The organism is Kitasatospora purpeofusca, from assembly GCF_034043715.1.
Taxonomy (GTDB): Bacteria; Actinomycetota; Actinomycetes; order Streptomycetales; family Streptomycetaceae; genus Kitasatospora; species Kitasatospora purpeofusca_A.
In genome coordinates this window covers 24,788-50,798 of sequence record NZ_JAXCLC010000050.1, presented here as the reverse complement: position 1 = coordinate 50,798, position 26,011 = coordinate 24,788, and the positions used below count along the sequence as shown (strand labels likewise).

At 74.8% G+C, this 26,011-nt stretch carries 26 protein-coding genes and 1 riboswitch; of the genes, 14 read left to right on the top strand and 12 right to left on the bottom strand.

From position 1 onward, the window contains the following. Nucleotides 1–134: 134 nt before the first annotated feature. The 3 genes from SM793_RS24175 to SM793_RS24165 form a co-directional block, all read right to left on the bottom strand. Complete coding sequence (locus SM793_RS24175) at nucleotides 135–1,220, bottom strand: helix-turn-helix transcriptional regulator (RefSeq protein ID WP_320440381.1); 1,086 nt, start codon at nucleotides 1,218–1,220, stop codon at nucleotides 135–137. Nucleotides 1,221–1,367: 147 nt separating this feature from the next. Continuing rightward, nucleotides 1,368–2,540: a magnesium and cobalt transport protein CorA gene (locus SM793_RS24170; protein ID WP_320440380.1), complete on the bottom strand. Its 1,173-nt coding sequence runs from the start codon at nucleotides 2,538–2,540 to the stop codon at nucleotides 1,368–1,370. Between the two features lie 359 nt (nucleotides 2,541–2,899). After that, nucleotides 2,900–3,085, bottom strand: a riboswitch (M-box (ykoK) riboswitch). A 165-nt stretch (nucleotides 3,086–3,250) separates the two neighbouring features. Further along, nucleotides 3,251–4,264 (bottom strand): alpha-L-glutamate ligase, encoded by a 1,014-nt coding sequence (locus SM793_RS24165; RefSeq protein WP_320440379.1) that lies wholly within the window; start codon nucleotides 4,262–4,264, stop codon nucleotides 3,251–3,253. 396 nt (nucleotides 4,265–4,660) lie between these two features. On the opposite strand from SM793_RS24165, the gene SM793_RS24160 reads away from it, so the two are divergent. Further along, on the top strand, nucleotides 4,661–5,398 hold the full coding sequence (locus tag SM793_RS24160) for an alpha/beta hydrolase (RefSeq protein ID WP_320440378.1): 738 nt from the start codon (nucleotides 4,661–4,663) through the stop codon (nucleotides 5,396–5,398). A gap of 74 nt (nucleotides 5,399–5,472) precedes the next feature. Here the strand turns inward: SM793_RS24160 and SM793_RS24155 are convergent, their stop codons facing one another. The 3 genes from SM793_RS24155 to SM793_RS24145 all read right to left on the bottom strand — a co-directional run bounded on the left by SM793_RS24155 (nucleotide 5,473) and on the right by SM793_RS24145 (nucleotide 7,605). Next, nucleotides 5,473–6,231, bottom strand: a complete 759-nt coding sequence (locus SM793_RS24155) for a class I SAM-dependent methyltransferase (protein WP_320440377.1) — start codon at nucleotides 6,229–6,231, stop codon at nucleotides 5,473–5,475. A gap of 69 nt (nucleotides 6,232–6,300) precedes the next feature. Continuing rightward, a complete protein-coding gene (locus tag SM793_RS24150; RefSeq protein ID WP_320440376.1) occupies nucleotides 6,301–6,807 on the bottom strand; it encodes a DinB family protein in 507 nt (168 codons plus the stop codon). Between the two features lie 42 nt (nucleotides 6,808–6,849). Further along, nucleotides 6,850–7,605: a lysophospholipid acyltransferase family protein gene (locus SM793_RS24145; RefSeq protein ID WP_320440375.1), complete on the bottom strand. Its 756-nt coding sequence runs from the start codon at nucleotides 7,603–7,605 to the stop codon at nucleotides 6,850–6,852. Nucleotides 7,606–7,799: 194 nt separating this feature from the next. Here SM793_RS24145 and SM793_RS24140 point away from each other — a divergent pair, with 194 nt between their 5' ends. Further along, a complete protein-coding gene (locus tag SM793_RS24140; protein ID WP_320440374.1) occupies nucleotides 7,800–9,296 on the top strand; it encodes a bifunctional phosphatase PAP2/diacylglycerol kinase family protein in 1,497 nt (498 codons plus the stop codon). Between the two features lie 38 nt (nucleotides 9,297–9,334). On the opposite strand, the gene SM793_RS24135 is transcribed toward SM793_RS24140, so the two are convergent. Then, nucleotides 9,335–10,492, bottom strand: a complete 1,158-nt coding sequence (locus SM793_RS24135; protein ID WP_320440373.1) for an ABC transporter substrate-binding protein — start codon at nucleotides 10,490–10,492, stop codon at nucleotides 9,335–9,337. A 263-nt stretch (nucleotides 10,493–10,755) separates the two neighbouring features. Between SM793_RS24135 and SM793_RS24130 the strand changes: the two genes are divergently transcribed. Then, a complete protein-coding gene (locus tag SM793_RS24130; protein ID WP_320440372.1) occupies nucleotides 10,756–10,962 on the top strand; it encodes a hypothetical protein in 207 nt (68 codons plus the stop codon). A 151-nt stretch (nucleotides 10,963–11,113) separates the two neighbouring features. On the opposite strand, the gene SM793_RS24125 is transcribed toward SM793_RS24130, so the two are convergent. After that, nucleotides 11,114–12,244, bottom strand: a complete 1,131-nt coding sequence (locus tag SM793_RS24125; protein WP_320440371.1) for a DUF6745 domain-containing protein — start codon at nucleotides 12,242–12,244, stop codon at nucleotides 11,114–11,116. 161 nt (nucleotides 12,245–12,405) lie between these two features. Further along, entirely contained in the window at nucleotides 12,406–12,732 is a 327-nt protein-coding gene (locus SM793_RS24120; protein WP_320440370.1) for a hypothetical protein, read from the bottom strand. A 215-nt stretch (nucleotides 12,733–12,947) separates the two neighbouring features. Here SM793_RS24120 and SM793_RS24115 point away from each other — a divergent pair, with 215 nt between their 5' ends. The 9 genes from SM793_RS24115 to SM793_RS24075 all read left to right on the top strand — a co-directional run bounded on the left by SM793_RS24115 (nucleotide 12,948) and on the right by SM793_RS24075 (nucleotide 21,897). Next, nucleotides 12,948–13,508, top strand: a complete 561-nt coding sequence (locus tag SM793_RS24115) for a hypothetical protein (protein WP_320440369.1) — start codon at nucleotides 12,948–12,950, stop codon at nucleotides 13,506–13,508. Nucleotides 13,509–13,611: 103 nt separating this feature from the next. Continuing rightward, a complete protein-coding gene (locus tag SM793_RS24110; protein WP_320440368.1) occupies nucleotides 13,612–14,370 on the top strand; it encodes a hypothetical protein in 759 nt (252 codons plus the stop codon). 382 nt (nucleotides 14,371–14,752) lie between these two features. Further along, entirely contained in the window at nucleotides 14,753–15,706 is a 954-nt protein-coding gene (locus SM793_RS24105; protein WP_320440367.1) for an STM4015 family protein, read from the top strand. Nucleotides 15,707–15,786: 80 nt separating this feature from the next. Continuing rightward, complete coding sequence (locus tag SM793_RS24100; protein ID WP_413816024.1) at nucleotides 15,787–16,743, top strand: STM4015 family protein; 957 nt, start codon at nucleotides 15,787–15,789, stop codon at nucleotides 16,741–16,743. A gap of 10 nt (nucleotides 16,744–16,753) precedes the next feature. Next, nucleotides 16,754–17,983 (top strand): STM4014 family protein, encoded by a 1,230-nt coding sequence (locus SM793_RS24095; protein WP_320440366.1) that lies wholly within the window; start codon nucleotides 16,754–16,756, stop codon nucleotides 17,981–17,983. A 107-nt stretch (nucleotides 17,984–18,090) separates the two neighbouring features. Beyond that, on the top strand, nucleotides 18,091–19,005 hold the full coding sequence (locus SM793_RS24090; RefSeq protein WP_320440397.1) for an STM4013/SEN3800 family hydrolase: 915 nt from the start codon (nucleotides 18,091–18,093) through the stop codon (nucleotides 19,003–19,005). Then, nucleotides 19,002–20,429 carry an STM4012 family radical SAM protein gene (locus tag SM793_RS24085; RefSeq protein ID WP_320440365.1) on the top strand — a complete coding sequence of 476 codons (1,428 nt, stop codon included), beginning with the start codon at nucleotides 19,002–19,004 and terminating at the stop codon, nucleotides 20,427–20,429. The genes SM793_RS24090 and SM793_RS24085 overlap by 4 nt, the downstream gene beginning before the upstream one ends. Continuing rightward, the gene (locus tag SM793_RS24080; protein ID WP_320440364.1) at nucleotides 20,426–21,412 is read left to right on the top strand and encodes an STM4011 family radical SAM protein; all 987 of its coding nucleotides are present in this window, start codon (nucleotides 20,426–20,428) and stop codon (nucleotides 21,410–21,412) included. Before SM793_RS24085 ends, SM793_RS24080 begins: the two co-directional genes overlap by 4 nt. 101 nt (nucleotides 21,413–21,513) lie before the next feature. Further along, nucleotides 21,514–21,897: a VOC family protein gene (locus SM793_RS24075; RefSeq protein ID WP_320440363.1), complete on the top strand. Its 384-nt coding sequence runs from the start codon at nucleotides 21,514–21,516 to the stop codon at nucleotides 21,895–21,897. Nucleotides 21,898–22,043: 146 nt separating this feature from the next. On the opposite strand, the gene SM793_RS24070 is transcribed toward SM793_RS24075, so the two are convergent. Then, nucleotides 22,044–22,526: a MarR family winged helix-turn-helix transcriptional regulator gene (locus SM793_RS24070; RefSeq protein ID WP_043475867.1), complete on the bottom strand. Its 483-nt coding sequence runs from the start codon at nucleotides 22,524–22,526 to the stop codon at nucleotides 22,044–22,046. Nucleotides 22,527–22,660: 134 nt separating this feature from the next. Here SM793_RS24070 and SM793_RS24065 point away from each other — a divergent pair, with 134 nt between their 5' ends. Both SM793_RS24065 and SM793_RS24055 read left to right on the top strand, forming a co-directional pair. Continuing rightward, a complete protein-coding gene (locus SM793_RS24065) occupies nucleotides 22,661–23,071 on the top strand; it encodes an organic hydroperoxide resistance protein (protein ID WP_030393124.1) in 411 nt (136 codons plus the stop codon). 865 nt (nucleotides 23,072–23,936) lie between these two features. Beyond that, the gene (locus SM793_RS24055) at nucleotides 23,937–24,302 is read left to right on the top strand and encodes a hypothetical protein (RefSeq protein WP_320440362.1); all 366 of its coding nucleotides are present in this window, start codon (nucleotides 23,937–23,939) and stop codon (nucleotides 24,300–24,302) included. 43 nt (nucleotides 24,303–24,345) lie between these two features. Here SM793_RS24055 and SM793_RS24050 read toward each other — a convergent pair whose 3' ends face one another. Both SM793_RS24050 and SM793_RS24045 read right to left on the bottom strand, forming a co-directional pair. Beyond that, nucleotides 24,346–25,014, bottom strand: a complete 669-nt coding sequence (locus SM793_RS24050; RefSeq protein WP_320440361.1) for a family 16 glycosylhydrolase — start codon at nucleotides 25,012–25,014, stop codon at nucleotides 24,346–24,348. A 160-nt stretch (nucleotides 25,015–25,174) separates the two neighbouring features. Further along, nucleotides 25,175–25,996, bottom strand: a complete 822-nt coding sequence (locus SM793_RS24045; RefSeq protein ID WP_320440360.1) for a CBS domain-containing protein — start codon at nucleotides 25,994–25,996, stop codon at nucleotides 25,175–25,177. Between the last annotated feature and the right edge of the window lie 15 nt (nucleotides 25,997–26,011).

Below are 26,011 nucleotides of genomic sequence, written 5' to 3'. Positions count from 1 at the left end.
GACGGCCCGGCGGGCCCCGTGCGGGCCCCCCGTTGTCACCTAACGATCGATGGTTCCCGCGACCGGGCAGAGCCGGCCCCCGACCACCCCCGCCCGCCACCGACCCGTCAGAACGTACACCCCGGGCCCCGCCGCTACGACACCCCACCACCCAGCATGATCCGCGCGACCAGCTCCCTCCGGCTGGCCACACCGGCCTTGGCGAAGACCGACTTCAGATGGTCCTGCACCGTGTACGGCTTCATCGCCAGCAGCCGCGACACGTCCCGGGTGTCGCAACCCCGCACCAGCAGCAGCGCCACCTCCTGCTCCCGCGCCGTCAGCCCGTACGCCGAGAGGTACAGCGGCATCGCGTCGGCGGGCGTCGCCGGCGCCGCCACCACCGTCACCAAGTCCTCGGCGCCGCCCTTCAACGCCGAACCGTGCAGCACGTACCAGCGGCCGTCGCCGTCCTGCACCCTGATCTTCGACTGCGGCACGGGCAGGCCGTGGGCCACCCGGCGGGCCTGCTCGGCGGCCATCGCGACGGCCATGGGCACCCGCAGCGAGGTCCGGCTCGGGTCGGAGAGCCGCCCGAGCAGTTCCTCCGCCGGGCCGGAGATCGCGATCGGCCGGTTCCCCCGGCCGAGCACCACCACCGCCGGCCCCACGTCCGCCGCCCGGCCCGGTCCGACGTCGGCCGACGGCACATGACAGGCCCTCAGCGCGTTGCCGAGGTGCCGCGCGGCGAGGTCCGCGAGCTCCCGGTGCCGGGCCAGGTACGGCCCCCGACCCTGCTGCCGCAGGAAGACCGCGCACCCCCACATCCCGCCGTGCGCGTCGAACACGGCCCGCAGTTCGTCACCGAACCCCGCCGGCCGGACCTGCTCCCGGAACCGCACACTCTCCGCCAACCGCCCCCGGGTCGCCCGGCTCAGCGTCTCCGCCCGCACCCCACTGCGCCGGATCGCCGAGAACGTCGCCACATCGTCCGCCCACACCTCCAGGCGCACCGCGTTCTCGAACCCCTCCAGGCTGAGGTCGTCACTCAGCACCGAGTTCACCAGCCCGGTCGCCGGATCCGCCAAGTGCCAGCAGACCGCGTCGTACTCCAGGACACCCCGCAGCAGCTCGTCCGCCCTGCGGAACACACCCTCGGCCCCCAACCCCGCCCCGGCAAGCTCCCGCAGCCCCTCGATCGCCTGCTGCGCCGCCACCCCGCGTGCCCCACGTGATCCCATGCGCCGGAAACTAACACGCACACCGACCACCCGCCCATGCCCCGCCAGGCGGATCCGCCCTCCCCCTCCGGGCGGTCCCCGAGCCCCCTCACCTCATCCTCCGGACGGTCCCCGACCCCGAGACCGCCCTCCCGTCCGCCGCCCCGACTAGAGCCAGTTGCGGCGCTTGAAGATGAGGTAGAGGCTCGTGCAGACGAGGGCCATGAGGGCGATCGCGAAGGGGTAGCCGAAGGCCCACTTGAGTTCGGGCATGGTGGTGAAGTTCATGCCGTAGACGGTGCCGATCAGCGTCGGGGCGAAGAGGATGGCGGCCCAGGAGGAGATCTTCTTGATCTCGTCGTTCTGGACGTGGCCGGCCTCGGCGAGTTGCTTCATCTCCTCGTTCTGGCGCTGGGAGACCAGGGTGGCGTTGACGGTGAGGATGTTCTGGAGCATCTGGCGGAAGCCGTCGACGCGTTCGGCCGCGTAGGTGGCGTGGTCGGCGACGTCGCGCAGGTAGCGGCGGAGTTCCTCGTCGGTGCCGTACTTCTCGAAGCCCGCCTCCAGGCTCTGCATGATCTCCAGCAGCGGCCGGGTGGCCCGCTGGAACTCGATGACCTCGCGGGAGAGTTCGTAGATGCGCCGGGAGACCTGCGGGTCGCCGCCGAAGACCTCGGTCTCGATCTCGTCGATGTCGTGCTGGAGGCCGGCGATGACCGGGGCGTAGCCGTCGACCACGGCGTCCAGGACGGCGTAGAGCACGGCCTCGGGGCCGAGGGCCAGGAGTTCGGGGTCGGCCTCCAGGCGGCGGCGGACCGCGGAGAGGTCGGGGGCCTGGGAGTGGCGGACGGTGAGGACGAAGTCGGGGCCGACGAAGAGGTGGATCTCGCCGAAGTCGACCTCCTCCACGTCGTCCAGGTAGCGGGCGGCGCGCAGCACCACGAACAGGGTGTCGCCGTAGCGCTCCAGCTTGGGGCGCTGGTGGGCCACGATGGCGTCCTCGACGGCCAGTTCGTGCAGGTTGAACCGCTCGGCGGCCTCCAGCAGCTGGGCCTCGGCGGGGCGGTAGAGCCCGATCCAGGCCATGGTGCCGGGCTTGCCGGGCAGTTCGCGGTAGACGCCGGCCAGGTCGGTGGCGGAGGCGAGCCGGTGTCCGTCGCAGTAGACGCCGGCGTCGACGACGGAGCGCTCCAGGCTCACGTGCTCGACCGGCTGGTCGGGGCGCGGGTCCATCGAGTGCTCGGGGGCGGGCTGGGCGGCCGCGGTGCCGCCGGCCGGGTTGGTGGGACGGGAGAAGGGGAGCTTGCTCGCACGCACTGCGCGTACACGCCAGTCGGACATGACGGGGTACCTCCGCGGTTCGGGGGCCGTCGCACCGGACACAGCAGGTCGGGGGTGCGGGGCGGGCGGCGGGCGCCCGGTCGTCCTCCACCGCGCACGGCGCCCGGGCCGCGCGGCGCGCCGGGTCAGCGGCGGACGGTGCGACGGCGGGGGTCGGGAGCGGTACGGGAGGAGGGGCACCGGGTGCCGGGAGAAGTGAAAGACGTCCTGGGGAGGGGCCTACTTCGACCCGGACCAGTACTGCACTCCATCGCTCTCACCTCCTCGCCGTCGGGGCGCCCGTGCGGGGTCGCCGTAACCGGGTCACCAGGAGGATCCGCACCCGCCGGGCGGGCGCGCACGGGCGCCGCAGCGTCGGGTGGGCACCCCTGATCTCGTCAGAGCTTTGGCACGCCACGGCGTAGCACCCGGGATGGTCCCGAGGGGTGCAGCCACTTGGGGTCACCCCTTAGTCCGGGGAGACCTGTCCTGACCCTGGGCGTCTCTCGACGTCGTGGGGTCAGTGGCCTGTGTCCATGGCGACGCCTCACCGAACGAGGTGCCTTCACAACCTCCTCGAGTCTAGTACCCGGTGGAGGGGTATTTCGACCGGGGGTGCGGCCACGACTCGGCGGGGAGCGCGCGGCGGTCGATGTGCGGACCTCGGGGAGGGCTCGTGCGGGCGGTCCGCGCCCCGGGTGCACCCCGGCGCGTGCCGGTCCGAGGCGGCGTCAGTTCGCCTGCCGGGCGGCGGTACCCCTCCCGTCGGCGCGGACGCGGGCGTCCGCGGCAGCGTGGTCGCTCCCCCCGAGGTGGGCGGCGACGTACGGCACGGCCACCGCCTCCAGAGCACCTGGCGAGCCGAACGCCGGGTGGACGTTGACCTCGAAGACCGCCCCGCCGCTCTCGCCCGCGAGGTCGACCGCCGCGAACGGCAGCCCCACCGAGCGGGTGGCCGCGACCGCGAGTTCCGCCAGGCCGGCGGGCAGCGCGTCGACCGGCAGCGGGGTGGAGACGGCGCCCCGGGCGAGGTTGCACGGCTGGTCCGGGTCGTCCTGCAGGTGTTCGACGGCGCGGAGCGCCCGGCCGGCGAGCACGGTCACCCGGTACTGGTGGCGCCGGCCGTCCGCGGTGAAGTTGCGGGCGTCGGCGGCGAGCAGCCAGGCGGTACCGGCCTCGGCGTAGCGCTCGGCCGCCTCGGCGAGCTGGGTGCGGGTGGTGACGTGGAAGACGTCCTCGCCGCCCATGCCGAGGGCCGGGCGGGCCCAGACGTCGCCGCCGAGCCGCTCGAACACCGCGGCGGCCTCGGCCCGGGTGGGCCGGGAGAGCGTGACGGTGGGCATCTGGCGGACGCCGTCCCGGGTGAAGCACTCGACGGTGAGGCGCTTGTCGGTGGCCGCCCGCCAGCCGTCGGCGGAGGTGCCGAGCGAGCGGACCGCGTTCTCGTGCAGGAGCCGCTGGCAGTCGGCGAGTTCGTGGCGGCGGTGCGGCGGTATCTCGTACAGGAGCACCGTCCTGGCGGTCAGCGCGATCCCTTCGGCGGGGACTTCGAGGGCGACCCCGTCGCCGGTGCCCCGCGCCCGTCCGCCACCGGCCGGGCCGACCGCGCCGCCGCTCATGAAGTGCCGCGCGTCGAGCAGGAACGGCGCCTGCCCGGTCAGCCGCCGCACCGCGGTGGCCAGCGTCTCCCGGCTGCCCTCGGTCGAGCCGTGATCGGTCATCAGAACGAGCTCGCTGCGCCCCATGGCCCCATCGAACATGTCGCGAACATGCCCAGGCAAGGGATTCCCGGAACCCGCCCGGGGAAGGTGGCCCGGGAAAATTCGCGTGTGCCCGAACGGTGCCGCGTGTTTACCACCGCGCCATGTCGACGCCCGCGCCATGTCGACGCCCGCGCCATGTCGACGCCCGCGCCATGTCGACGCCCGCGCCTACCGGCCGACGGGCCCGCTCCGCACCGCCCCGGGAAAACCGGTTGGCGGGCCGAGGCGGTCACTGCTACATTCCCGGTGGCCGTGCGAGAGAACGAGGAGGTGGTACCCGTGAACGCAGTATCGACATGGGTGCTCCCCTCCGGAGTCATGGTCGGGCGATAGGTCGTCCGGGAGCGCCGTTCCAGAGCACTCCCGAAAGGCACGACCATGCGATTCACCTCCGAGCAGCGCCTCGACGACGGCGTCCTCGAGCGCGAATTCACCCTCGACGGGATTCCCGGCATCCTCTGGACGCCCGCGTCCGCGTCCCCCTCCGCACCGGTGCCGCTGGTCCTGCTCGGCCACCCCGGCGGACTGCAGCGGATGTATCCCCGACTGCTGGACCGGGCGCGGCAGTCCGCGGCCGACGGCTTCGCCGCGGCCACCGTCGAACTCCCGGGCAGCGGCGACCGACCCCGGTCCGCCGTCACCGAGCAGGCCCGCGCCGATCTGCGCCGGGCCATGGCGGCCGGCGAACCGGTCGGCGCCGAGATCGTGGACCGGCTCGTCCTCCCACTGGTCGAGCAGGCCGTCCCGGAGTGGCGGGCGGTCCTGGACGCCCTCCTCGCACTTCCCGGGATCGGCGGCCCGGTCGGGTACTCGGGGGGAGTGATCGCCATCGGCACCCGACTGGCGCTCGTCGAGCCGCGCATCGCGGCCGCCGTCCTGTTCGCGGGGAGTTTCGTGCCCGCGGCCACGTTCGAGGAGGCCCGCCGGGTCACCGTTCCGCTGCACGTCCTGCTGCAGTGGGACGACGAGGGGAACGACCGGCAGGCGTCCCTGGACCTCTTCGACGCGTTCGGCTCCGCGGAGAAGACGCTGCACGCCAATCTCGGCGGGCACACCGGCGTGCCGCGGTTCGCGGGCGACGCGGCGGCGCAGTTCTTCGGCCGGCACCTGAGGTGAGGCCGGACCGTCGGGCCGCCGGCGGACGCTGAAACCGCCCTGCCGCCGTGGTCGACCACGGCGGCAGGGCGGTTTCAGGGCTTGCGCGCCTCGACCAGGAACCGGGCGGAGTGGGCGACGAACGGCCCCTCCGCCCGGATCCGGGCGTCCAGTTCGCGCAACCGCTCCCGGTGGGCCTCGACGGTGAACCCCGGCACCATCCAGATCACCTTGCGCAGGAACCAGACCACCGCGCCGATGTCCCGGAACTCGATCCGCAGCCGCTCCGAGCGCAGGTCGACCACGTCGAGACCGGCGGCCCGGGCGGCATCCGCGTCGTCCTCCGGCCGCCGGGCCCGGCGCGCCTCCGGCTGCGGCCCGAGAAAGTACTCGACCAGTTCGAACACCGAGGCCGGCCCCACGTGCTGGGCCAGGTAGCTGCCGCCGGGGCGCAGCACCCGGGCGATCTCGGCCCACCACACGGTCACCGGGTGACGGCTGGTCACCAGGTCGAAGGACCCGTCGGCGAAGGGCAGCGGAGGCTCGTCCGGGTCGGCCACCACGACCGCGCCGAGCGGGTGCAGCAGGGCCGCCGCCCGGGCGACGTTCGGCGGCCACGCCTCGGTGGCGGCCATCGTCCGCGGGAAGCTCCCGGCCACCCCCGCCAGCACCTCGCCGCCCCCGGTCTGCACGTCCAGCGCCGCCGACGCGTGCGCCAGCCGCTCGCCGAGCAGCCGCTGGTAGCCCCAGGACGGGCGCTCCTCGCTCGCTCGGCCGTCCAGCCAGGAGAAGTCCCAGCCGTCCACCGACGCCCCGGCCGCCTCGGCCACCAGCTCCTCGAACATCCGCTCCATGCCGCTCATCCTCCCCCACCGGCCACCGGTCCGCCGCCGCGGAAGAGCCCGCCCCCGCGGAGGTGCGGGTCAGTCCCCGGTGGTGCCGTCGAGAAGTTCGCGCAGGATGTCGAGGTGGCCGTTGTGGCGGGCGGTCTCCTCGGTCAGGTGGAGGAGGATCCAGCGCAGGTCCACATGGAGGCCGTTGCGGACCGGCCGCTTCGCCCGGTCGGCCAGGTCGCTCGCGGCCACCAGTTCGCGGTAGCGGGCGCTCTGTTCGGCGTACTCGTCGAGCAGCTGCGCCAGCGGGAAGTCGACGCCGATCCGCATCTCGCGGTCGGGGTCCTCCTCCGTCCAGGGGCCCTGGTCCTCTTCGCCGAGGAAAACCACCTGGAACCAGTAGTACTCGACCCAGCGGAGGTGGTTCACCAGCCCGCTCAGGGTCATCAGCGGCGAACCCGGCAGGAGTGCCCTGCGCGCGTTCTCCGGGGAGACGCCCTCGCACTTGGCGCGGGTGGTGTCACGGGCGTAGTCGAGGAACGTGGTCAGCTGTGTGCGCTCGTCCCAGGCGGGAGGAGTGTCGTCGATTCTGGTCATCGTGGGACAGCATTCCCAACCGCACGACCGCTGTCGACCGGTTTACGGAGCGGTCGCCTCCGGTCCGGTCGCTTCCGGAGCCTGCCCGACGGCGGCATGGCGGGCCGCGGCGTGCCGGCCGGCGGCCGCCCAGGCGGCGGTGACGGCGTGGTGGGCGCGGGCGGTCGCCTCGGCGGTGTCGGCGGGGAGGTGGAGCGGGGCGCCGAGGTGGACGTACAGGCCGGGACGGCGGACCGGGGCGGTGGCGAGGCCGGCGAGCTGCTTCGCCGTTCCGCCCGAGGTGAGCCGGCGGGAACCGGCCTGGCCGAGCGGGACGACGGGTGCGCCGGTGGCGTGCGCGAGGCGGGCCAGGCCGCTGCGGAAGGGGCCGGGCGGCCGTTCGCCCGAGTCCCGGCGGCGCGGCAGTCCGCCCTCTCCGTAGATCAGCACGACCCGCCCTGCCGCCAGGGCCTCGGCCGCCGCGTCGAGCGACTCCGCGGCCCGTGCGGTGCCCCGGTGGACGGCGATGTGCCCCTCGTGGCGCAGCAGTGTCCCGAGCAGGGGGATCCGCCACAGGCCGGCGGTGGCCAGCACGACCGGCCGGGCGCCGAGCCGGTGCAGGGCGGCGAGCACCACGACGGGGTCGGCGAGCGAGGTGTGGTTGGCCGCGACGATGCTGCCCGGCGCGACGGTGGGGACCGGGTCGGCGGCGGCGGAGGCCGGGTCGGCGGCCGTGTGGGCGGCCGGGTCGGCCGGGTCGGCGGTGATGCGGAGGTGGCCGAAGGCGGGCAGCAGGAGGGCGGCGGTGCGGCTCAGCATGGCGTGGGTGCGTCCTCGGTGGCGGCGGGAGCGGAGTGCTGTCCGCCAGTCTGCTCGGGTGCGCCGGGCGGCGCCTGAGTACCCGTACTCAAGCCGGGCCCGAGGGCTCCGCGGAGCCGTGGGCCGCCCCTGCGCCGATGCTGCGCTGACCGCTCGCCGCGCGCCAGGCGCCGACGGGGTCTAGGCTCGGTCGGATGAGGCGACTGGACGTCATCGACCAGGCACTGTTCCATCGGATCGCCGTGTCCGAGCGCCCGTTCGGGGCCGGATCACGGGTAGGCCACTGGCTGCGCAGGGCCGGCCACGCCGCCGACCACGGGAAACTGTGGTTCGGCACGGCCGCAGTGCTCGGGGCCGTCGGCGGGCGGAGCGGGCGGCGGGCGGCACTGCGCGGGGTCAGCGCGCTGGCGCTGGCCTCGTACACGGCCAATGTGGCCGCGAAACAGCTCACCCGGCGCCCGCGGCCCCTGCTCGACGCGGTACCGGTCGCCCGGCGGCTGCTGCGCCAGCCGGTCACCACCTCCTTCCCCTCGGGGCACTCCGCCTCGGCGGCGGCCTTCGCGACGGCGGTTGCGATCGAGTCCCCGGCGGTGGCGGCCGTCGTGGCACCGGTCGCGCTGGCCGTGGGTGTCTCCCGGGTGTACACCGGCGCGCACCACCCGAGCGATGTGCTGGCCGGCTTCGCGCTGGGCTCGGCGATCGCCGCGCTGACGCTGCGCTGGTGGCCCCGGTCCTCGGACCTCCGGCCCGCCGCCGGGCCCGCGCGCCGCCCCGCCCCGGTGCTGACCGAGGGACAGGGCCTGTCGGTGGTGGTCAACTCGGGCTCCGGCAGCGGAGCGTTGACGACCTACGGCCCCGAGGAGACGGTCGCCGTGCTGCGCGACCTGTTGCCCCGGGCCGAGGTCCGCCTCTGCGGGCCCGACGACGACCTGCCCGCTCTCCTCGCGGAGGCCGCCGACCGGGCTGCTGCCGCGGGCGGGGCGCTCGGGGTCTGCGGCGGCGACGGCAGCGTCAATCTGGCGGCCGGGCTGGCCGTGGAGCGGAACCTGCCGCTGGCGGTGTTCCCCGGTGGCACGCTCAACCACTTCGCGGTGGATCTCGGCATCCAGGACTTCGAGGCGACAGCGGACGCCGTGACCGCCGGCAGTGCGTGCGGGGTGGACCTCGGGCTGGCCACCGACGGTACTTCGCAGCGGTACTTCCTCAACACCTTCAGCCTCGGTGTCTACCCCGAACTGGTCCGGCTCCGGGAGTCGTTGGAGGGCCGGATGGGCAAGTGGCCGGCCCTCGCGGGGGCCACCGCGAAGGTGCTGGTGAACGGTGAGCCGGTCACCGTCCGGGCCGGCGGGCGGGACCGGCAGCTGTGGCTGCTGTTCGCCGGGAACGGCGCCTACGACCCGCCGGGCTTCGCCCCGACCCACCGGACCGGACTCGCCGACGGCCTGCTGGACGTCCGGGTGGTCGACGGGGGCCGACCGTTCGCCCGGACCAGGCTCGCCGCCGCGTTCCTCTCCGGCACGCTCGCCCGCTCCCGGGTGTACCACGCGGCCCGGCTCCGGGGGCTCGACCTGGAGGGGCTGGGCGACGCCGACCGGATGGCGGTCGACGGCGAGTCGCTGCCCGCGGCGGGCCCGCTCCGGCTGGCCAAGTCCGCGAGGGCGCTGACGGTCTACCGGCCCTCCGCGGACTGAGCGCCGCCGCCGGCCGCACCCGCCGCCACCGGGCGTGCTCAGCCGGTGTGCAGGACCCGGAAGCGGCCGGGGTCCACCGGGTCACGGTCGGCGACCTGGACCGGAGCCCAGGCCCACTGCCACACGCCGATGCCAGGCGCCCGGGAGAACCTGACCGGCCCCCGGGTGCCCTCGCCCGCGACCCGCGGCCAGGCCGCGGCGATCCGGGCCCGGTCGGCGCCGTGCGAGCGCAGCAGCTCGGCGAGGACGGCGACGGTGTCGTAGCCCTCGAAGGCGACGAAGGAGGGCTCCTCGCCCAGCCGCTCGCGCAGCGCCGCCCCGACGCGGGCGCCGAGCGGACCGAGGCGTTCGGGCAGGTAGCGCAGGAACGGGACGCCGGCGCCGTCCCCGCCCAGCAGCGTCGCCCAGTCGGCGAGTTCCGGCTGCCCGGCCGGAGCACCGATCAGGACCCCGGCGAGGCGCCGGTCCCGGCGGACGGCCCGGACGATCGGGACCGCCGGGTCGGGGTGGCCGGCCAGGAGCAGGAGGGCGGTCGCGCCGTCGGCGGCGAGCTCCTCGCAGACGCCCTCGGGGGTGAGGGTGCGCGTGTCGAGTTCGACGAGGGTGCCGCCGCGCGCCGTGATCCGGTCCCGGAGGATGCCCGTGCCGGACGCCCAGTAGACGCTCGGGTCGGCCGCCACGGCGATCCGGCTGTGGCCCGCGCCGAGGAGGTGGTCGGCGTAGACGCGCCACCCGTGCGACTGGGCCGGGGCAAGACGGGCGACCCAGTGGGCCGGCCCGTCGGTGAGCGCGTCGAGCACCGCGGAGGAGCACAGGAAGGGCAGCCCGAGGGCCTCGGCCCTGGCGGCCGCGGCGCGCGCGACCACGCTGTGGTACTCCCCCGCCAGGGCGGCCACCCCCAGGCCGGCCAGTTCGTCCACGGCCGCCTCGGCCCGCCCGGGGTCGGCGGCGGTGTCACGGACCACGAGTTCGACGGGCCGGCCGGCGATCCCCCCGGCCTCGTTGACCTCGCGTGCGGCCAGGTCGAGTCCGGCGAGCAGGTGTCGGCCCGCCGCGACCCAGCCGGGGCGGGTCAGCGGCACGAGGGCCCCGATCCGGACCGGCGGTCCGTCGGCGGGCGACGCCCCGCGCGAGAGGTGCGGCTCGTTCGGGCCGTTCGGCCCGTGCGGCCCGTGCGGTTCCGGTGCTGTGTTCATGCGGCGGTCCCTCCCCGTGATCACCTCGACGGTCCGTGATCAGAACGCGCAGCCTACTCAGGCGCGGGCCGGCGCTCCAGGGCACGGCACCGGACCGGACCGGCGGCCTCCGCCCGACCGTGCCCTCACACCGACACCGCGCCCCACGACGCAAACGCCCCGGCGACACGAAGGTGAACCCGTTCGGGTGACATTCCCCCCTTTCACACCGGATCGATCCCTAGGGTTCGAAGCACCGTTTGCTCACGAAGGGATTTATTGCCATGTACCGCACTGTCCGTACGTTCGCCGTCCTCCTCGCCGCCGTCGGCGCCATCTCCATCCCCACCCAGGCCTTCGCCGACGAGGTGACCGTTAACACCACCACCATCACCGTGATCGGCACCGGCAACCAGCTCGCCGGCGGCGAGATCACCAACGTCGGCGGTGACGCCATCATCGGCTCCTTCGACGGCATCGACGTCCACTGACCCCGACCCTCCTGTCCCCCGGTTCCACCACGGAACCGCACCGCCCGCGCCAGTCCCCGGCGCGGGCGGTGCCGTGTTCCACCCGCCCCGCCACAGTCCCGTCCCTGCCCCGTCCCTCCCCGTCCCTCCCCGTCCCTGCCCCGGCGCTCGCTCAGGTCTCGCGCTGCGGGTGGTACTCCGCCTCGGTCGTGCCGAAGGTCCAGGCCACACCGGCGCGGGCGGTGCTGGTGTCCGGCGGCACCCGCAGCCAGTAGGTGCGGAAGGTGCCGTCCGGCTCGGCGGTCGAGTTGACCACCTCGACCATCACCACCGGCTCGTCGTCCGGCAGTTGGATCCGCCAGAGCACACCGGTCGCGTCCCGGTGCACCGGCTCGGCGCCGGAGTCGGCGAGGTAGCGCTCGTAGCCGTAGTGCTCCAGCAGGACGCGGCGCAGCTCGGCGTTCTCCTCGGTGCGGATCCGCTCGGCGGTGACGGTGCCGAGCCCGGCCAGGAACTCGGCGGGGACGGGCATGCCCCGCCAGGCGTGGAGGGCGAAGCCGTCGGCGTATTCGAGAGCCGGCCCGTCGGCGCGGTCCAGCCGACCGGCCTCGTCGCGGTGCAGGGCGATCGGGCGCTCGCTGATCAGCACGGTGTCCGCGTAGGGCCACCACCAGCCGGCGGCGCGCGCCACCTCGGCCAGCGCGGCGATCCCCTCACCTGCGGCGCCCCCCGCGCCCGGCGCACCCTCCGGCGCCGCGCCCAGCACCCCGGCGGCCTCGAAGGCGGCGTACCAGGGCGCGTCGTGCTGACCCCGGACGGCGTCGAGCAGCGCGAGCCTGGCGGCGGTGCGCCGCTCGCGGGCCGCCCCGGCCTCCCCCGGCGGGACGTCCCCGGCGGCCGGGTCCGGGGCGAGCCGGTCGAGCAGGGCGCCGCGGATCCGGTCGGCGAGCGCGTTGGTCACCGGGCCGAGTTCGCCGCCGGTCAGCGCCCAGAGCGGGGGCCAGCCGACCGCGCCGGTCCGCTCGACCGCCTGTCGGCGGACCGCGTCCCACGGCAGGGTCCTGACCGCCTCCCGGACGGTCGAGGCCCCGGCCGCGCGCAGCTCGAGGGCCGCCTCCGCCGCCGCCAGCGGCGAGCCGAACCACCTGATGCCGGTCGGTTCGGCCAGGCCCGCGGCCCGGTACGCGGCCCGCACCGCGCGCTCGACGCCGGCCCGGTCGGCCGGGCCGGTGGCGGCGGCGGTCGCCCGCCAACGGGCCGTCACCTCGGCTGCCGCCTCGGTCGACAGCACAGCTGCCGTCATGTCCGGTGCCGCCTGTCCCGTCCCCATACCCATCACCCTCTCCGTTCCCGGACGGGCACCCCGCCCGGCCGTGGCGCGGACGCCGTGCGCCCGCCCCGCCTCGTCGTACTCCCCCACCGCGTGTGCCGCCCGCCTCGTGCGCCGGCCGCGCGCGGACGCCGTCAGTCGGCGACGATCCGCACCGCGCCCGGCGCGTACTCGCGCTGACGCACCACCCGGAACCAGCCCTTGGGCAGTGGTATCGCCGCGTGCTCCTCGTGCACCACCCGGCCGCCCTCCGGCAGGTGCAGCCACGCCACGCCGAACGGACCCGCCTCGCGCCGCAGCTCCCCCGGCCCGACCACGGCGTGCGCGTGCCCGGTCACCTCACCCAGGGCCAGCACCAGCCGGCCCCGCGCGTCCCTGGGCCGACCGGCCAGCGAGGCCACCCGGGCCGGGACGGCCTCCTTCTCCACCGGCACCAGCAGCACATCACCCTGACGGAACATCAGCTCTCCCCCTCGCCGAATCGACGACGCATCGGATTCCCACACCACGGACCATAGGGCAGGGGTCCGACAACGGCCCCGGTACCCGAGTGGCCCCGGTGAACGCCGGGGCTGCCGGGGCTGCCGGGACAGGTGGTCCGCGACGGTCGCTAGTCTGTTCGACCGTCGGCCTGCGGGGCCGACCAGCACATGCACCAGCAGGGGGATCTGTCACCATGTCGTCTCGTCGTACCGCCCTGGCCGCCGTCGCCGCGGCCACCGCCGTCCTTGCCCTCGCCGCCTGCGGCCCCGACGACGGTTCCGGGACCGGGGCCGCGCCCGCCGGTTCGTCCGCGGCCCGGCCGTCCGGCGTGAACTCCGCGACCGCCCAGCCGGCGGCGACCGGGTCCGCGGGTGCCCAGCCGTCCACCGGCGCGGGGGGTGCCTGCGCCACCCCGAAGCCCGACGGCAACCACCGGGTGATCCACCCGGTCAGGCAGCCGCGCCAGGACACCGTGACCTACCAGGAGACCGGCTACACCTGCGCGGCCAACGGCGGGAGATGGGAGCCGACCGGGCCGCAGCAGAACCTGGTGTTCGCCCCGCAGGTCAAGGCCCAGCTCCAGCCCGCCTCCGGCCAGTACCGGACCGTGGTGGTCGGCGAGCTGTGGAACCACATCGGAGCGTGCCTGGACCACGCCCCGGACGCGGGTGTGTGCGGTTCCGGCCTCAACTACGAGATCGCGCTGGACGGCGAGGGCAGGATCAACGAGATCCGGGAGCTGTACGCCTCCTGAGCTGCTGCCGCCGTCCGGCCGCGGTGGCCACGTCCGGCCCGGCCCGCCCGCCCCGCCAGGGTCTCGGCGCCCTCAGGTGCACCAGAAGAGGAACGGTGTACAGGTGGGCGTCGGCCGCGGGGAGGGCGTACCGGACGGTGTGGCGGTGGCGGTGCTGGTGGCGGTAGCGGTACCCGTGCCGGTGCCCGACGGCGAGCCGCCGGCCGACGGGGGCGGGCCCGACGCGGAGGGCGACGCCGTCGGCGCAGCGGTGCCCGGCGCCGCCGGGACGGGCTGCGCCGACGTGGGCGCTCCCTGGTCCGGCGCGCCTCCGGTGGCCGACGCCGTGGTCCCACCGCCCTTGCCGGCCGAGGGCGACGAAGCGGCGGGGCCGGAGCCCGAGGGCGAGCCCGGGGCGGGCGCGGACGCCGTCCTGCTCGCGGAAGGCCGGGTGGTCGACGGGCCCGGAGCCGGAGCCGTCACCGCCGGAGCCGTGGACACCGTCGGCCCCGGAGCGGAATTGCCTCCCGGCGCACCGGTGGTGACCGGGGCCGGCGCAGCCGCCTCGACCGGCACGCCTTCGGAGCCGTTCGCCACCAGCGTCGCCGCCCCGAGCCCCAGCGCCGCCGCACCGAGCACGGACACCACGATCCGCCCCGGCCGCCGCCGCATCCGCCGGGTCCGCCGCGCCGTCCGCCGGGCGCCCGGACGGCCGGCGACCGGGCCGCCACCGGGCGCGGACGGCCCCGCCGCTCCCGCCGCTCCCACCGGTTCCGGCAGCGGAGGCGCGGACGCCCCGGCCCCGGGGCCGGTCGGCGCCGGACGGTCCGGGCCGGTCGCGGGCGCCCCGCAGCCGGGGCAGGCCAGAGCGCCGTTCAGATGACGGCGGCAGGGCGCGCAGTAGTTCATAGGATCTTCCCAGTGCTGCCGGACGGCGGGTTCACACCGGTCGCCGTCCTTCGCCGCCGGCCGCGCACATCGTCGTGCACATGCGGAGCCTAGGCAGCGGACCGGGCGGGTGCCATGCCTCCCTGTGAGGCTTCTGGAGAGATGCCGTGTCAGTCGACCACGCACCGACCGCCGACCGCCCCGGCCCGCCGCCTACCTACCGCTGACCCGGCGCTTCCCCGGGGACGGTCCGGAGACTGCCCTGAATGCGGCCCGGAGGCGGTCCGGAGGCTGTGCGGAGGCGACCCGGCCGGGGGATTGTCAGTCCGGGCTGGTAGACAGTTGTTCGGCCCGCACCGACGCCCCAGGAGCAGCGCATGACGGTCAACAAGCACATCGAGGACTTCCACGGCCTGCCGGTCTTCGACTTCGTCACGGCCGTCGACGCGGGCGCCGAGCTGCCCGAACCGGGCGCGGTCGCCTGGAAGATCGGCATCGAGTTCGACTCCGAGCAGGACTGGCCCGCCCGGTGGGGGCAGTTCCTCGACCGGGTGGACTCCGCCTCGGTCGCGGCCGTGGTCGTCGGCGAGTGGTCGCACGACGGCCCGGTGAGCTTCGCCGGACCGCTGGCCGCCCTCCTGGCGGCGGCCGATCGGCTGCCCGCACTGCGCGGGCTGTTCATCGGCGACATCACGTACGAGGAGAACGAGATCTCCTGGATCGAGATGGTCGACGTGACGCCGGTGCTGACGGCCTTCCCGCTGCTCACCGAGCTGGTGGTGCGCGGCGCCTCCGGCGAGTACACGGACGGCGAGGGCCTGGCGCTCCAGCCGGTGCGGCACGAGCACCTGCGGGCGCTGCGCTTCGAGTCGGGCGGCCTCCCGGGGGCGGTGCCGCGGGCGGTCGCGGCGAGCGAGCTGCCCGCGCTGGAGCGGCTGGAGTTCTGGCTCGGTGTGGAGGCGTACGGCGGTACGACCCGCCCGGCCGATCTGGATCCGTTCCTGGACGGCGGCCGGTTCCCCGCGCTGCGCCACCTCGGCCTGCAGAACAGCGAGTTCCAGGACGAGATCGCCGCCGCCCTCGCGCACGCCCCCGTGGTGGCGCGGCTGGAGTCGCTGAACCTGTCGATGGGCGTGCTCACCGACGAGGGCGCGACGGCGCTGCTGGACGGCCAGCCGCTCACCCACCTCAGGAGCCTCGACCTGCACCACCACTACCTCACCGAGGCCATGCAGCAGCGACTGCGCGAAGTCCTGGCGGGGGTCGAGCTCGACCTCTCCGAGGCCGGCAAGCCCGACGACCAGTGGCAGTACGTGGCGGTGGCCGAGTAGTCCGCCCGCCGACCGCCCGCACCGTCCGCACCGTCCGACCGTTACCCGCACTCGCCGAAGTCGCCGCCCAGGGGGCACCCGTGATCATCACCAGCACCGTCGACCGCTTCCTCCACCTGCCGGTCGTCGACTTCTCGGTCGACAAGCCCCACCGGGGCAACCGGAGTGACCGGGTCGAACTCCCGGAGCCGGGCACCGTCGCCTGGCGGCTCGCCGTGGCGTACGGCGCGGAGGGCGGTTTCGACGCCCTCTGGTCCGCCTTCCTGGAGGCCGTCGACCCGGCCACCGTCCGCGGGCTGCTCCTCGGCCCCTGGTGGATCCAGGACTACACCCCGGTGTCCGGGGCGCTCGCCACGGTCCTCGCCGACGCCGACCGGTTCCCGGCCCTGGAGGGCCTGGTCATCGGCGACGTCTCGTACGAGGACTGCGAGATCTCCTGGCTGGAGATGTCCGACGTCACCCCGGTCCTGACGGCGTTCCCGGCGCTGACCGACCTGGTGGTGCGCGGTGGCAACGGGCTGCGGCTCGAACCCTTCCGGCACGAGCGGCTGACCCGCCTGCGGATCGAGACCGGCGGGCTGCCGGCCGAGGTGGTCCGGGGGGTCGCCGCGAGCGAGCTGCCCGCCCTGGAGAGCCTCGAGCTGTGGTTCGGCGTCGACGAGTACGGCGGCGACGCGACGATCGACGACGTCGCGCCGCTGCTGACCGGCACCCGGCTGCCGGCGCTGCGCCACCTCGGCCTGCAGAACAGCGAGTTCCAGGACGAGATCGCCGCCGCCGTCGCGCACGCCCCCGTGGTGGCGCAGCTGGGCACGCTGAGCCTGTCGATGGGCGTGCTGAGCGACGAGGGCGCGGCCGCGCTGCTGGACGGCCAGCCGCTCACCCACCTCAAGAGCCTCGACCTGCACCACCACTACCTCAGCGAGGCCATGCAGCAGCGGGTCCGGGAGGCCCTGCCGGGCGTGGACGTCGACCTCTCCGACGCCGAGGAGGACGAGGAGGACGGCGAGTGGCGCTACGTCGAGGTCTCCGAGTAGGCGCGGGCCGATGCTGACGACCCCGTGGGCCGCCGGCCAGGCTCCGGCCCGGTCGGGGCACCGGCTCCCGCCGGGCGGGCTGCTGACCGTGCTCGGCAATCCCGGCCACCGGCGGGTGACGCTGTTCGCGGCCGCCGCGCGGGCCGCCGGGCTGCCCGAGCCCGCCGTCCTGCCCTGGATCGATCTGCTGCGCGGCACCCATCGACCGGCCCCGGGTACCGTGCTGCGGATCGAGTCCCCGGGCGAGGACGAAGCGGTGGACGCGCTGCTGCGCGGCCCGGTGCTCGGCGCGGGCTACGCGCCGACCCGGGTCGAGGGCGGCGCGGCCTGGTACGCCGGGGTGACGGCCGCGCTGCGCACGCTGGCCGCGACTCCGGGGGTCGGGCTGCTCGGTGATCCGGAGGAGATCGCCGTGATGTTCGACAAGCGGCGGACGCACGCCCTGCTGTCGGCGGCCGGAGTCCCGGTGCCGCGTGCCCTGGCGGGCGGCGCCGTCACCGGCTGGGAGGACCTCAGGGCGCGGCTGGACGCCGCCGGGCTGCGCCGGGTCTTCGTCAAACCGTCCCACGGCTCCTCCGCCTCGGGCGTGGTGGCGCTGGAGTTCGGGCCGCGCGGCCAGCTGCGGGCCACCACCTCGGTGGAACTCGCCGACGGCCGGATGCACAATTCGCTGCGGGTCCGCCGGTACCAGGAGGAACGGCAGGTGGCGGAGCTGGTCGACCGGCTCGCCCCGGACGGCCTGCACGTCGAGCAGTGGGTGCCGAAGGCCTCCCAGTCGGGCCGCTCGGCCGACCTGCGGGTCGTGGTCGTCGCCGGGCGGGTGACCCACGCGGTGGTCCGCACCAGCGACCTGCCGATGACCAACCTCCACCTCGGCGGTGCCCGGGGCAGCCTGGAGCTGGCCCGGGAGGCCGCCGGACCGGCCTGGCCGGACCTCCTGGAGACGGCGGAGCGGGCGGCCGCGTGCTTCCCGGGCTCGCTGATGGTCGGCGTCGACGTCCTGCCGACCGCCGCCTGGCGGCGCACGGTGGTCGGCGAGGTCAACGCCTTCGGGGACCTGCTGCCCCGGCTCACCGGCCTGCCGGGCGGGCCGGCGGAGGGCCTCGACACCTACGCCGCCCAGCTCGACGCGCTCGGCGCCGTCCCGCCCGTGGCGGCGGCCCCGCCCGGTGCGCCGGATCCGGCGACACACTCGACCCACCCCACGCACCCGAACCACCCACGTACGGAACAGCCCTGATGAGCCACCGCGCCGCCGCCACCGATCCGACCACAAACCCGACCACGGGCCCGAACGCCGGCCCGAGCACGTCCCCGAGCACCTCCCCGGTTCCCGCCGAGCCCGACATGAACGCCGTGGTGGGCAGCCACGACCTGTTGCTGGTCACCCTGGACACCCTGCGCTTCGACGTTGCCGAGGAACTCGCCGCCGCCGGGCGGATCCCGCATTTGGCCGCCCGCCTTCCCGGCGGGCGCTGGGAGCGGCGGCACTCCCCCGGCAGCTTCACCTACGCCGCCCACCAGGCGATCCTGGCCGGCTTCCTGCCGACCCCGGCCTCGCCCGGCGGGCCGCACCCCCGGCTGTTCGCCGCCCGGTTCGCCGGGTCGGAGAGCACCGCGCCGCGCACCTGGGTGTTCGACGCCCCCGACCTGCCGGGCGCGCTCGCCGCCGCCGGCTACCGGACGGTCTGCATCGGCGGTGTCGGCTTCTTCAACAAGCAGGGTCCGCTGGGCTCGGTGCTGCCGGGTCTGTTCCAGGAGAGCCACTGGGCGCCGGAGATGGGCGTCCCCTCGCCGACGTCCTTCGAGGCACAGGTCGACCGGGCCGAGCGGGTGGCGGCCGAGCAGCCCGCCGGGCAGCCGCTGTTCCTGTTCGTCAACGTCCCGGCACTGCACCAGCCGAACTGGTTCCACCTGCCCGGCGCGACCCGCGAGCACGGCGACAGCAGGGAGAGCCACGCCGCCGCGCTGGAGTACGTGGACGCCCACATCGGCCGACTGTTCACGGCGATGAGCGCGCGCCGGCCGTGCTTCGCGATCGTCTGCTCGGACCACGGGACCGCCTATGGGGAGGACGGCTACACCGGCCACCGGATCGGCCACGAGGTGGTCTGGACGGTGCCGTACGCCCACTTCACGCTGCCCGCGCCGACCACCTCGACCGCACTGCCCGCACCGACCACACCGACCGCACCGACCGCACTGCCCGCACTGCCCGCACCGACCACACTGCCCGCACCGACCGTCGAGGAGACCGCATGACCACCGCCCCCGCCGCGCCGGCCGTCCTCCCCGGAGGCTCCGCGGGCTCCTCCCCGTACCAGTCGTACGTGTACGCCTACCCGCACAAGACGGCGTACCGCGAGCTGCCGGACCGTCCGCCGCTGCGCGAGCTGTGGGCGGGCGAGTCGCAGCACGCGCTCTCGCTCTACCTGCACATCCCGTTCTGCGAAGTGCGCTGCGGCTTCTGCAACCTGTTCACCCGGATCGGCGGCCCGGACGGACTGACCACCGCCTACCTGGACGCCCTCGACCGGCAGGCGGGCGCCGTCCGCGCGGCACTGGACGAGGGGGCCGGGTTCGCGCTGGCCGCGTTCGGCGGCGGCACCCCGACCTATCTGAGCGCCGGCGAGCTGGAGCGGCTCTGCGACATCGCCGAGCACCGGATGGGCGCCGACCTGCGGGCGATCCCGCTCTCGGTCGAGGCCTCGCCCGCCACGGCCACCGCCGACCGCCTCGCCGTACTGGCCGAGCGCGGCACCACGCGGCTGAGCCTGGGGGTGCAGTCCTTCGTCGACGCCGAGGCGCGCTCGGCCGTCCGGCCGCAGAAGCGCGCCGAGGTCGAGGCCGCGCTGGGCAGGATCCGCGACGCCGGGTTCCCGGTCCTCAACATCGACCTGATCTACGGCATCGACGGCCAGACGGAGGCGAGTTGGCTCCGGTCGCTGGACGCCGCACTCGTCTGGCGGCCCGAGGAGCTGTACCTGTACCCGCTGTACGTCCGGCCGTTGACCGGGCTGGCCCGGCGCGGGGAGGTGGATAGCTCCGCCCAGTGGGACACCCGGCGGCTCGCGCTCTACCGGGCCGGCCGCGACCACCTGCTCGCCCACGGCTACGAGCAGGTGTCGATGCGGATGTTCCGCCGGGCGGCCGCGCCGCAGGCCGGGGTGAGCGAATACGCCTGCCAGACGGACGGCATGGTCGGTCTAGGCTGCGGTGCCCGCTCCTACACCTCCCGTCTGCACTACTCCTTCGACTACGCGGTGGATGCGACGGAGGTGCGCCGTATCATCGACGACTACGTCGCGACCCCGCTGTTCGACCGCGCGGTGGTGGGCCGGGTGATGACGCCGCCGGAGGCCCGGCGCCGGCACCTCGTGCAGTCGCTGCTCCAGGCGGAGGGGCTGGCGCTCGCCGACTACCGGGACCGCTTCGGCAGCACCCCGGCCGAGGACTTCCCGGCCGAGTTCGCGGCCTTCGCCGCACGCGGCTGGCTGGCGGAGGACGCCCACGGCGGGGGCGGCCCGGCGACCGGTCCCACGGATATCGCCGAGCAGGCCACTCAGGCCGAGCACGCCGAGCGGCTCAGACTCTCGCCCGAGGGTCTGGCGCACTCGGACGCGGTCGGCCCGATGCTGTTCTCCCCCGAGGTCCGCGCGCTGATGGCGGAGTACGAGGCGAAATGACCTTCCTCGGCATGCCCGCGCCCGGGCCCGGGCCCCACTCGACCCCGAGGCCCGCACCGGTCCTGAGGCCCGCCCCGACCCCGGAGCCCGCCACGGCCGCGACGGACAGCCCGTCCCCGCCGCCCGGGCCGCTCGACCTCCGGCTGCTCTACCGGGGCCCGCTGGCCTCCTGCGACTACGACTGCCCGTACTGCCCGTTCGCCAAGCGGCGCGACACGCCCGGTCAACTCCGGGCCGACCGGGCCGCGTTGGAGCGGTTCACCGGCTGGGTGGCCGGACGCGGCGGGTCCGGGGACACCCTCTCGGTGCTGTTCACCCCTTGGGGCGAGGGGCTGGTTCGGTCCTGGTACCGGCGGGCCATGGTCGAGTTGAGCCGGCTGCCGCACGTGCGGCGGGTCGCGATCCAGAGCAACCTCAGCTGCCGGACCGGCTGGCTGGCCGAGGCGGACCTCGGCACCCTCGCGCTCTGGGTCACCTACCACCCCGGCCAGGTCGAGCACGAGCGCTTCCTCGCCAAGTGCCGCGAACTCGACGCGCTCGGCGTGCGGTACAGCGTCGGCGTGGTGGGGCAGCCGGAGCACCTCGCGGCGGCCCGGCGGCTGCGCGCCGAGCTGTCCCCGGCGGTCTACCTGTGGATCAACGCCGCCGAGGGCCGCACCTACACCGATGCCGAGGCGGCCGACTGGACCGCCCTCGATCCGTACTTCGGGTACAGCCGGCACGCCCACCCCAGCGCCGGCCGGGCCTGCCGCACCGGCGAGTCGGTGGTCTCGGTGGACGGCGACGGCACGGTCCGCCGCTGTCACTTCGTACCCGAGGAGCTGGGCAACCTCTACGACGGCTCCTACCGGGCCCGGCTCGCCCCACGGGCCTGCCCACTGCCGGTCTGCGACTGCCACATCGGCTACGTGCACCTGGAGACGCTGCCGCTGTACGACGTCTTCGCGGGCGGTGTGCTGGAACGGATCCCCCACATGCGGTGACGCCCTCGGCACGCTACGGGGTACCTCGGTCCCGACCGGGCTCCTGCCTGGCCGGATTCCGGTCCACGTACCTAGGCTGGGGGAAGGAGGAGGCGATCAGCATGCTTGGAGACGCACCCTTGGTGGCGATCATTCCCGCCGCCGACGTGGCCCGGGCGAAGGCTTTCTACACCGACACCCTCGGCCTCAAGCTCACGGACGCCGGCCCGCACGGCGATCTGACGTTCGAGTGCGGAGGCAGCGAGTTCGGCATCTACGAGACACCCAGCGGCGGCCAGGCCGCCCACACCCTGGCCAGTTTCAAAGTCTCCGACCTGGACGCGGAGATGGCCGGGCTGCGCGGCAAGGGCGTCGTGTTCGAGGAGTACGACATGCCAGGCCTGAAGACGGTCGACGGCGTCGTCGAGGAAGAGGGCATGCGCGCGGCCTGGTTCAAGGACAGCGAAGGAAACATCCTCTGCCTGAACGAGCGCACCGACGGCTGACCCGGCCGACCCGCTCGCACTGAACAGGCCCGAACCGAACCTGACCGAACCTGACCTGACCTGACCGGCACACGTCCCCGGCCGGGCACCGCACCGCGCGGTGCCCGGCCGGGGCGCGAAGAAGCGGGATGCCCCGGCCGCGGGCGTCAGCCCTCGGCGGCGAGGCCCGGCACGGCGGTGTCGAGGGCCTCGGTGACCTGGTCCAGCAGCACCCTCAGGGTGGCGAGCTGCTCGACCGGGAGCCCGGTCGCGACCAGCAGTCGGCGCGGCACCTGTCCGGCGCGCTCGCGCATCGCGGAGCCCTCACCGGTGAGGCTGACGGTGACCGAGCGCTCGTCCTCCGGGCTGCGCTTCCGATGCACCAGGCCGGCCGCCTCCAGTCGCTTGAGCAGCGGGGAGAGGGTCCCCGAGTCCAGTCGGAGGTGTTCGCCGATCCGTTTCACCGGCAGTTCGCCGTGCTCCCAGAGCACGAGCATCACCAGGTACTGCGGATAGGTCAGGCCGAGGTCCTTGAGCAACACCCGGTAGACACCGCCGAAAGCGCGGGAAGCCGCGTTCAGCGAGAAGCAGATCTGTCGGTCCAGGAGGAGCAGGTCGGCATCGTCGGGAAGGTCGGGCAGCACGGTCATGGGTCCATGGTAGCGAAGACATGTGCACGATTCAGTTGCGCGCAACTGAATCGCGTGCTCTACTTGTTTTCGGAAGGCGGGCCGAGCGGGCCGCCGGACCACCACTTCGTACGCAGGACGGAAGGGAACGCACCATGGACGCGCTCTACACCGCAGTCGCCACCGCCAACGGCCGGGAGGGCCGCACCGTCAGCTCCGACGGTCAGCTGGACCTCGCGCTGGCGATGCCGCCCGGCCTCGGCGGCAGCGGTCAGGGCACCAACCCCGAGCAGTTGTTCGCCGCCGGCTACGCCGCCTGTTTCGCCAGCGCGCTGGGCCTGGTCGGCCGGCAGGCCAAGGTGGACACCGGCGAGATCTCGGTGACCGCCGAGGTGTCGATCGGCAAGGACGCCGAGGGCTTCGGCCTCGCGGTGGTGCTGCGGGTCGAGCTGCCCGAGGCGCTCGCGGGCGAGACCGGCCAGCTCCTGGTGAAGAAGGCCCACGAGGTGTGCCCGTACTCCCGCGCCACCCGCGGCAACATCCCGGTCGAGCTCGTCGTCGAGTAGTCACAGGGTCGGACTGTCACAGGGCCAGGTAGTCACAGGGCCAGGTAGTCACAAGGTCGGGTAGTCACAGGGTCGAGCAGTCACAGGGTCGAGCAGTCACAGGTCGGGCCGTGACCGGCCCCGACCACCGACGGTGCCCCGTCACGCGGTCGCGTGGCGGGGCACCGTCGTGTCGGCCGGATCCAGCGGGCGGCGGGGGCGAGGGACGGGACGGCGGGCCGGACGGCGGCGGCGGGAACGGGGGTGGGGGCTGGTCCGACGGCATGGCCGGCGGACCGGCTCCTGGCGACCCGCCGGACCCCCGCAGGACATCCAGGCGATGCCAGTACTCCTCCGCGTCGATCTCGCCGCGCGCGAATCGCTCCGCCAGGACCTGCTCGGCCGCCGGCCAGGCCGGCGGCATTCCGCCCGCCGGACCACCGGGGCCCGCCGGACCCCCGCCCCACACGCCCTTGGGCGGCGGCGGACCGGCGACCCGCGACCTGCGGTTCAGGAGCACCGCGACGACCACCAGCGCCACCACGGCCAGCAACAGTCCCAGCGCGAACAGGCCCAGACCCCAGGGCCCGACACCATGGCCGTAGCCATGTCCGTTCCAGTGCCTCATCACGACCTCCTCACCACCCCGGTCCATGGGTGGCCGCCATGACCAACGGCCCGCCCCGGAGCGTTCGGCGCCTCACCACCATCGTGCGCCCCGGCGCGTCGAAGTGGCGTGAGGAGGGCCCGCCCCGCCGACCCACGGGGCGAGCGGGAGATCGGAGACCTCAGGAGGGCCGCCGAGCATACGCCGCCGGGAGACCGCCGGACCGGGAAAGGCTCCGAGGCCGGACCGTCCCGCACCCGGCCGGGTAGCGTTCGCCCCATGAACCACCACCCGCCGGCCGACGACCGCGAGCGCCTCGTCGCGGTCGGGGTGCTGCTCCGCTACGCGGACCACCGCCCGCACCCGGCACTGGGACACTCCACCATCGGCTACGTCTCGACGGCGCTCTGGTACGAGCTCACCGCACTGGCCATCTCCCCCGACGCCGCGGCGGCCACGGCCCACGCCCTGCTCCGCACCATCGCGGCCGACGCGGTGGACGCCGCCCTCGCACCCGGCAACGAGACCGCGCCGCGCGACGACCTCTACGTGACCCACCCCGCGTACATCGGCCCGCGCCGACGCACGGTCTGGTTCCAGCGCTCCGGACCGCGCGGCCTGGTGACCGCGATGTTCCCGCCGTAGCGCGTGCCTCCCGGACCGGGCCGGCGGACTCCGGTCACGCGCCTCACGCGCCGTCCGGACCTTCCCGCTCGACCCGCAGGCTGTGGCAGGTCCAGCTGAGCAGGTCGGACCCGAAGATCGGCGGCCGGTCGTGGTAGGTGCCGTCCGCCACGGACAGGTTGACGATCAGGAAGGCGTGCCAGTCCGTACCCACACCCCGCCGGTCCGCGTGGATCAGGGTGCCGTCGACGAACCAGTCGACCGACTGGGCGCCGAAGACCGTCCGCAGGTCGAAGGTCACGCCGGGGGCTATACCGGCCTCGGCGCCGTGCCAGTAGCGGTAGCCGCCCCGGACGTGGTTGGAGATCTCCAGCAGATCCGGGTTGTCGGGGTGGTACTCGAAGACGTCGATCTCGTTGCCGCCGTCCCGCCAGGTCCAGATCGCCGGCCAGGCGCCGAGCTCGCGGGGCAGGGTGATGCGCGCGCTCAGCACGTCTCCGGTGCGGACCTGGAAGCCCTCGGGGCTGCCCTCGGTGGTCAGCAGATTGCACGTCCAAAGGTCGCCGCCGTGACGCCGGACGGCGGTGAGGACGCCGCCGGGGCAGTACGCGCGGCTGAGGAAGTCGAGTTTGTGGTCCCCCCGGTTGGTCGGCCCCATCCGGGGATAGGCACTGCTGCGCCCCGCGATCCACTGGCTGGTCGATGTGAAGTCCGCGTCGAACACGACGGCCACGGCTGCCTCCCCGGTCACCGGCGGCGCGGCGGCCCGCTACCACCGCACACGCAGGGTGATATACCCGATACGCAGCGCAGTATTCGAAGCGGACGCTCCGGATCCAGCCGATTCCCGGTCGAACGGAGCGGCGACGGACGGCACGCGCGGGCGTACCGGGTCAGCGGACCGGCGCAGGCGCCTCGCTCCAGCGCGCGCCGCCGTTGCGCGCGCCCCCGGCCCAACCGTCGGCCCCCCGCCCTCCGGTGCCTCCCCCAGGGCCCTCTGCGGCCCCATGCGCGCCGGCCCCATGGGCGCCGACTCCACTGCCGGCTCCACTGCCGGCTCCGTCGGCGCCGCCCGGGGAGTCGTCCTCCGGGCCCAGACCGCCGAAGGTGTCGGCGCTCAGCCGGTCGGTCACCGACACCACGCCGTCCACCGAGCGGCAGAGGTTCAGCACGATCGGGACGAGGTGCGGCTCCGGCACCGTGCCGCTGAGCACCACCCGCCCCTGGTCGACCTCGACGCCGACCAGGGCCGGGCTCACGCCCTCGACCCGGCCGAGCACCTCCTCGACGATCTCCCGGCGGATCACCCGGTCCTCGCGGAGGAAGACCCGGAGCAGGTCCCCCCGGCTGACCATGGCGAAGACCCGGCCGTCCTCGTCCAGCACCGGCAGCCGCTTCACCCCGTGCCGACTCATCAACCGGGCCGCCGCGACGACGCTGGTCGACGGGGTGATGCAGACGACCGGCCCGCTCATCAGCTCGGCGGCGGTGACCGTGCCGTCCGGACCGGGCCTGGCGGCGCCGGGCGGTGGCATCAGACTGCCCTGGTCCTCCTGGGCCGCCAGGGTGAGCAGCAGGTCCGCCTCCGAGACGATGCCGAGCGGCCGGCCGTCGTCGTCCACCACCGGCACGCCGGTGATGTCGTACTCGGCCAGTAGCGCGACGATCTCCCGGAAGCCGGTCTCGGGCATCACCCGGACCACGGGACTGGTCATCACTGATTCGACGGT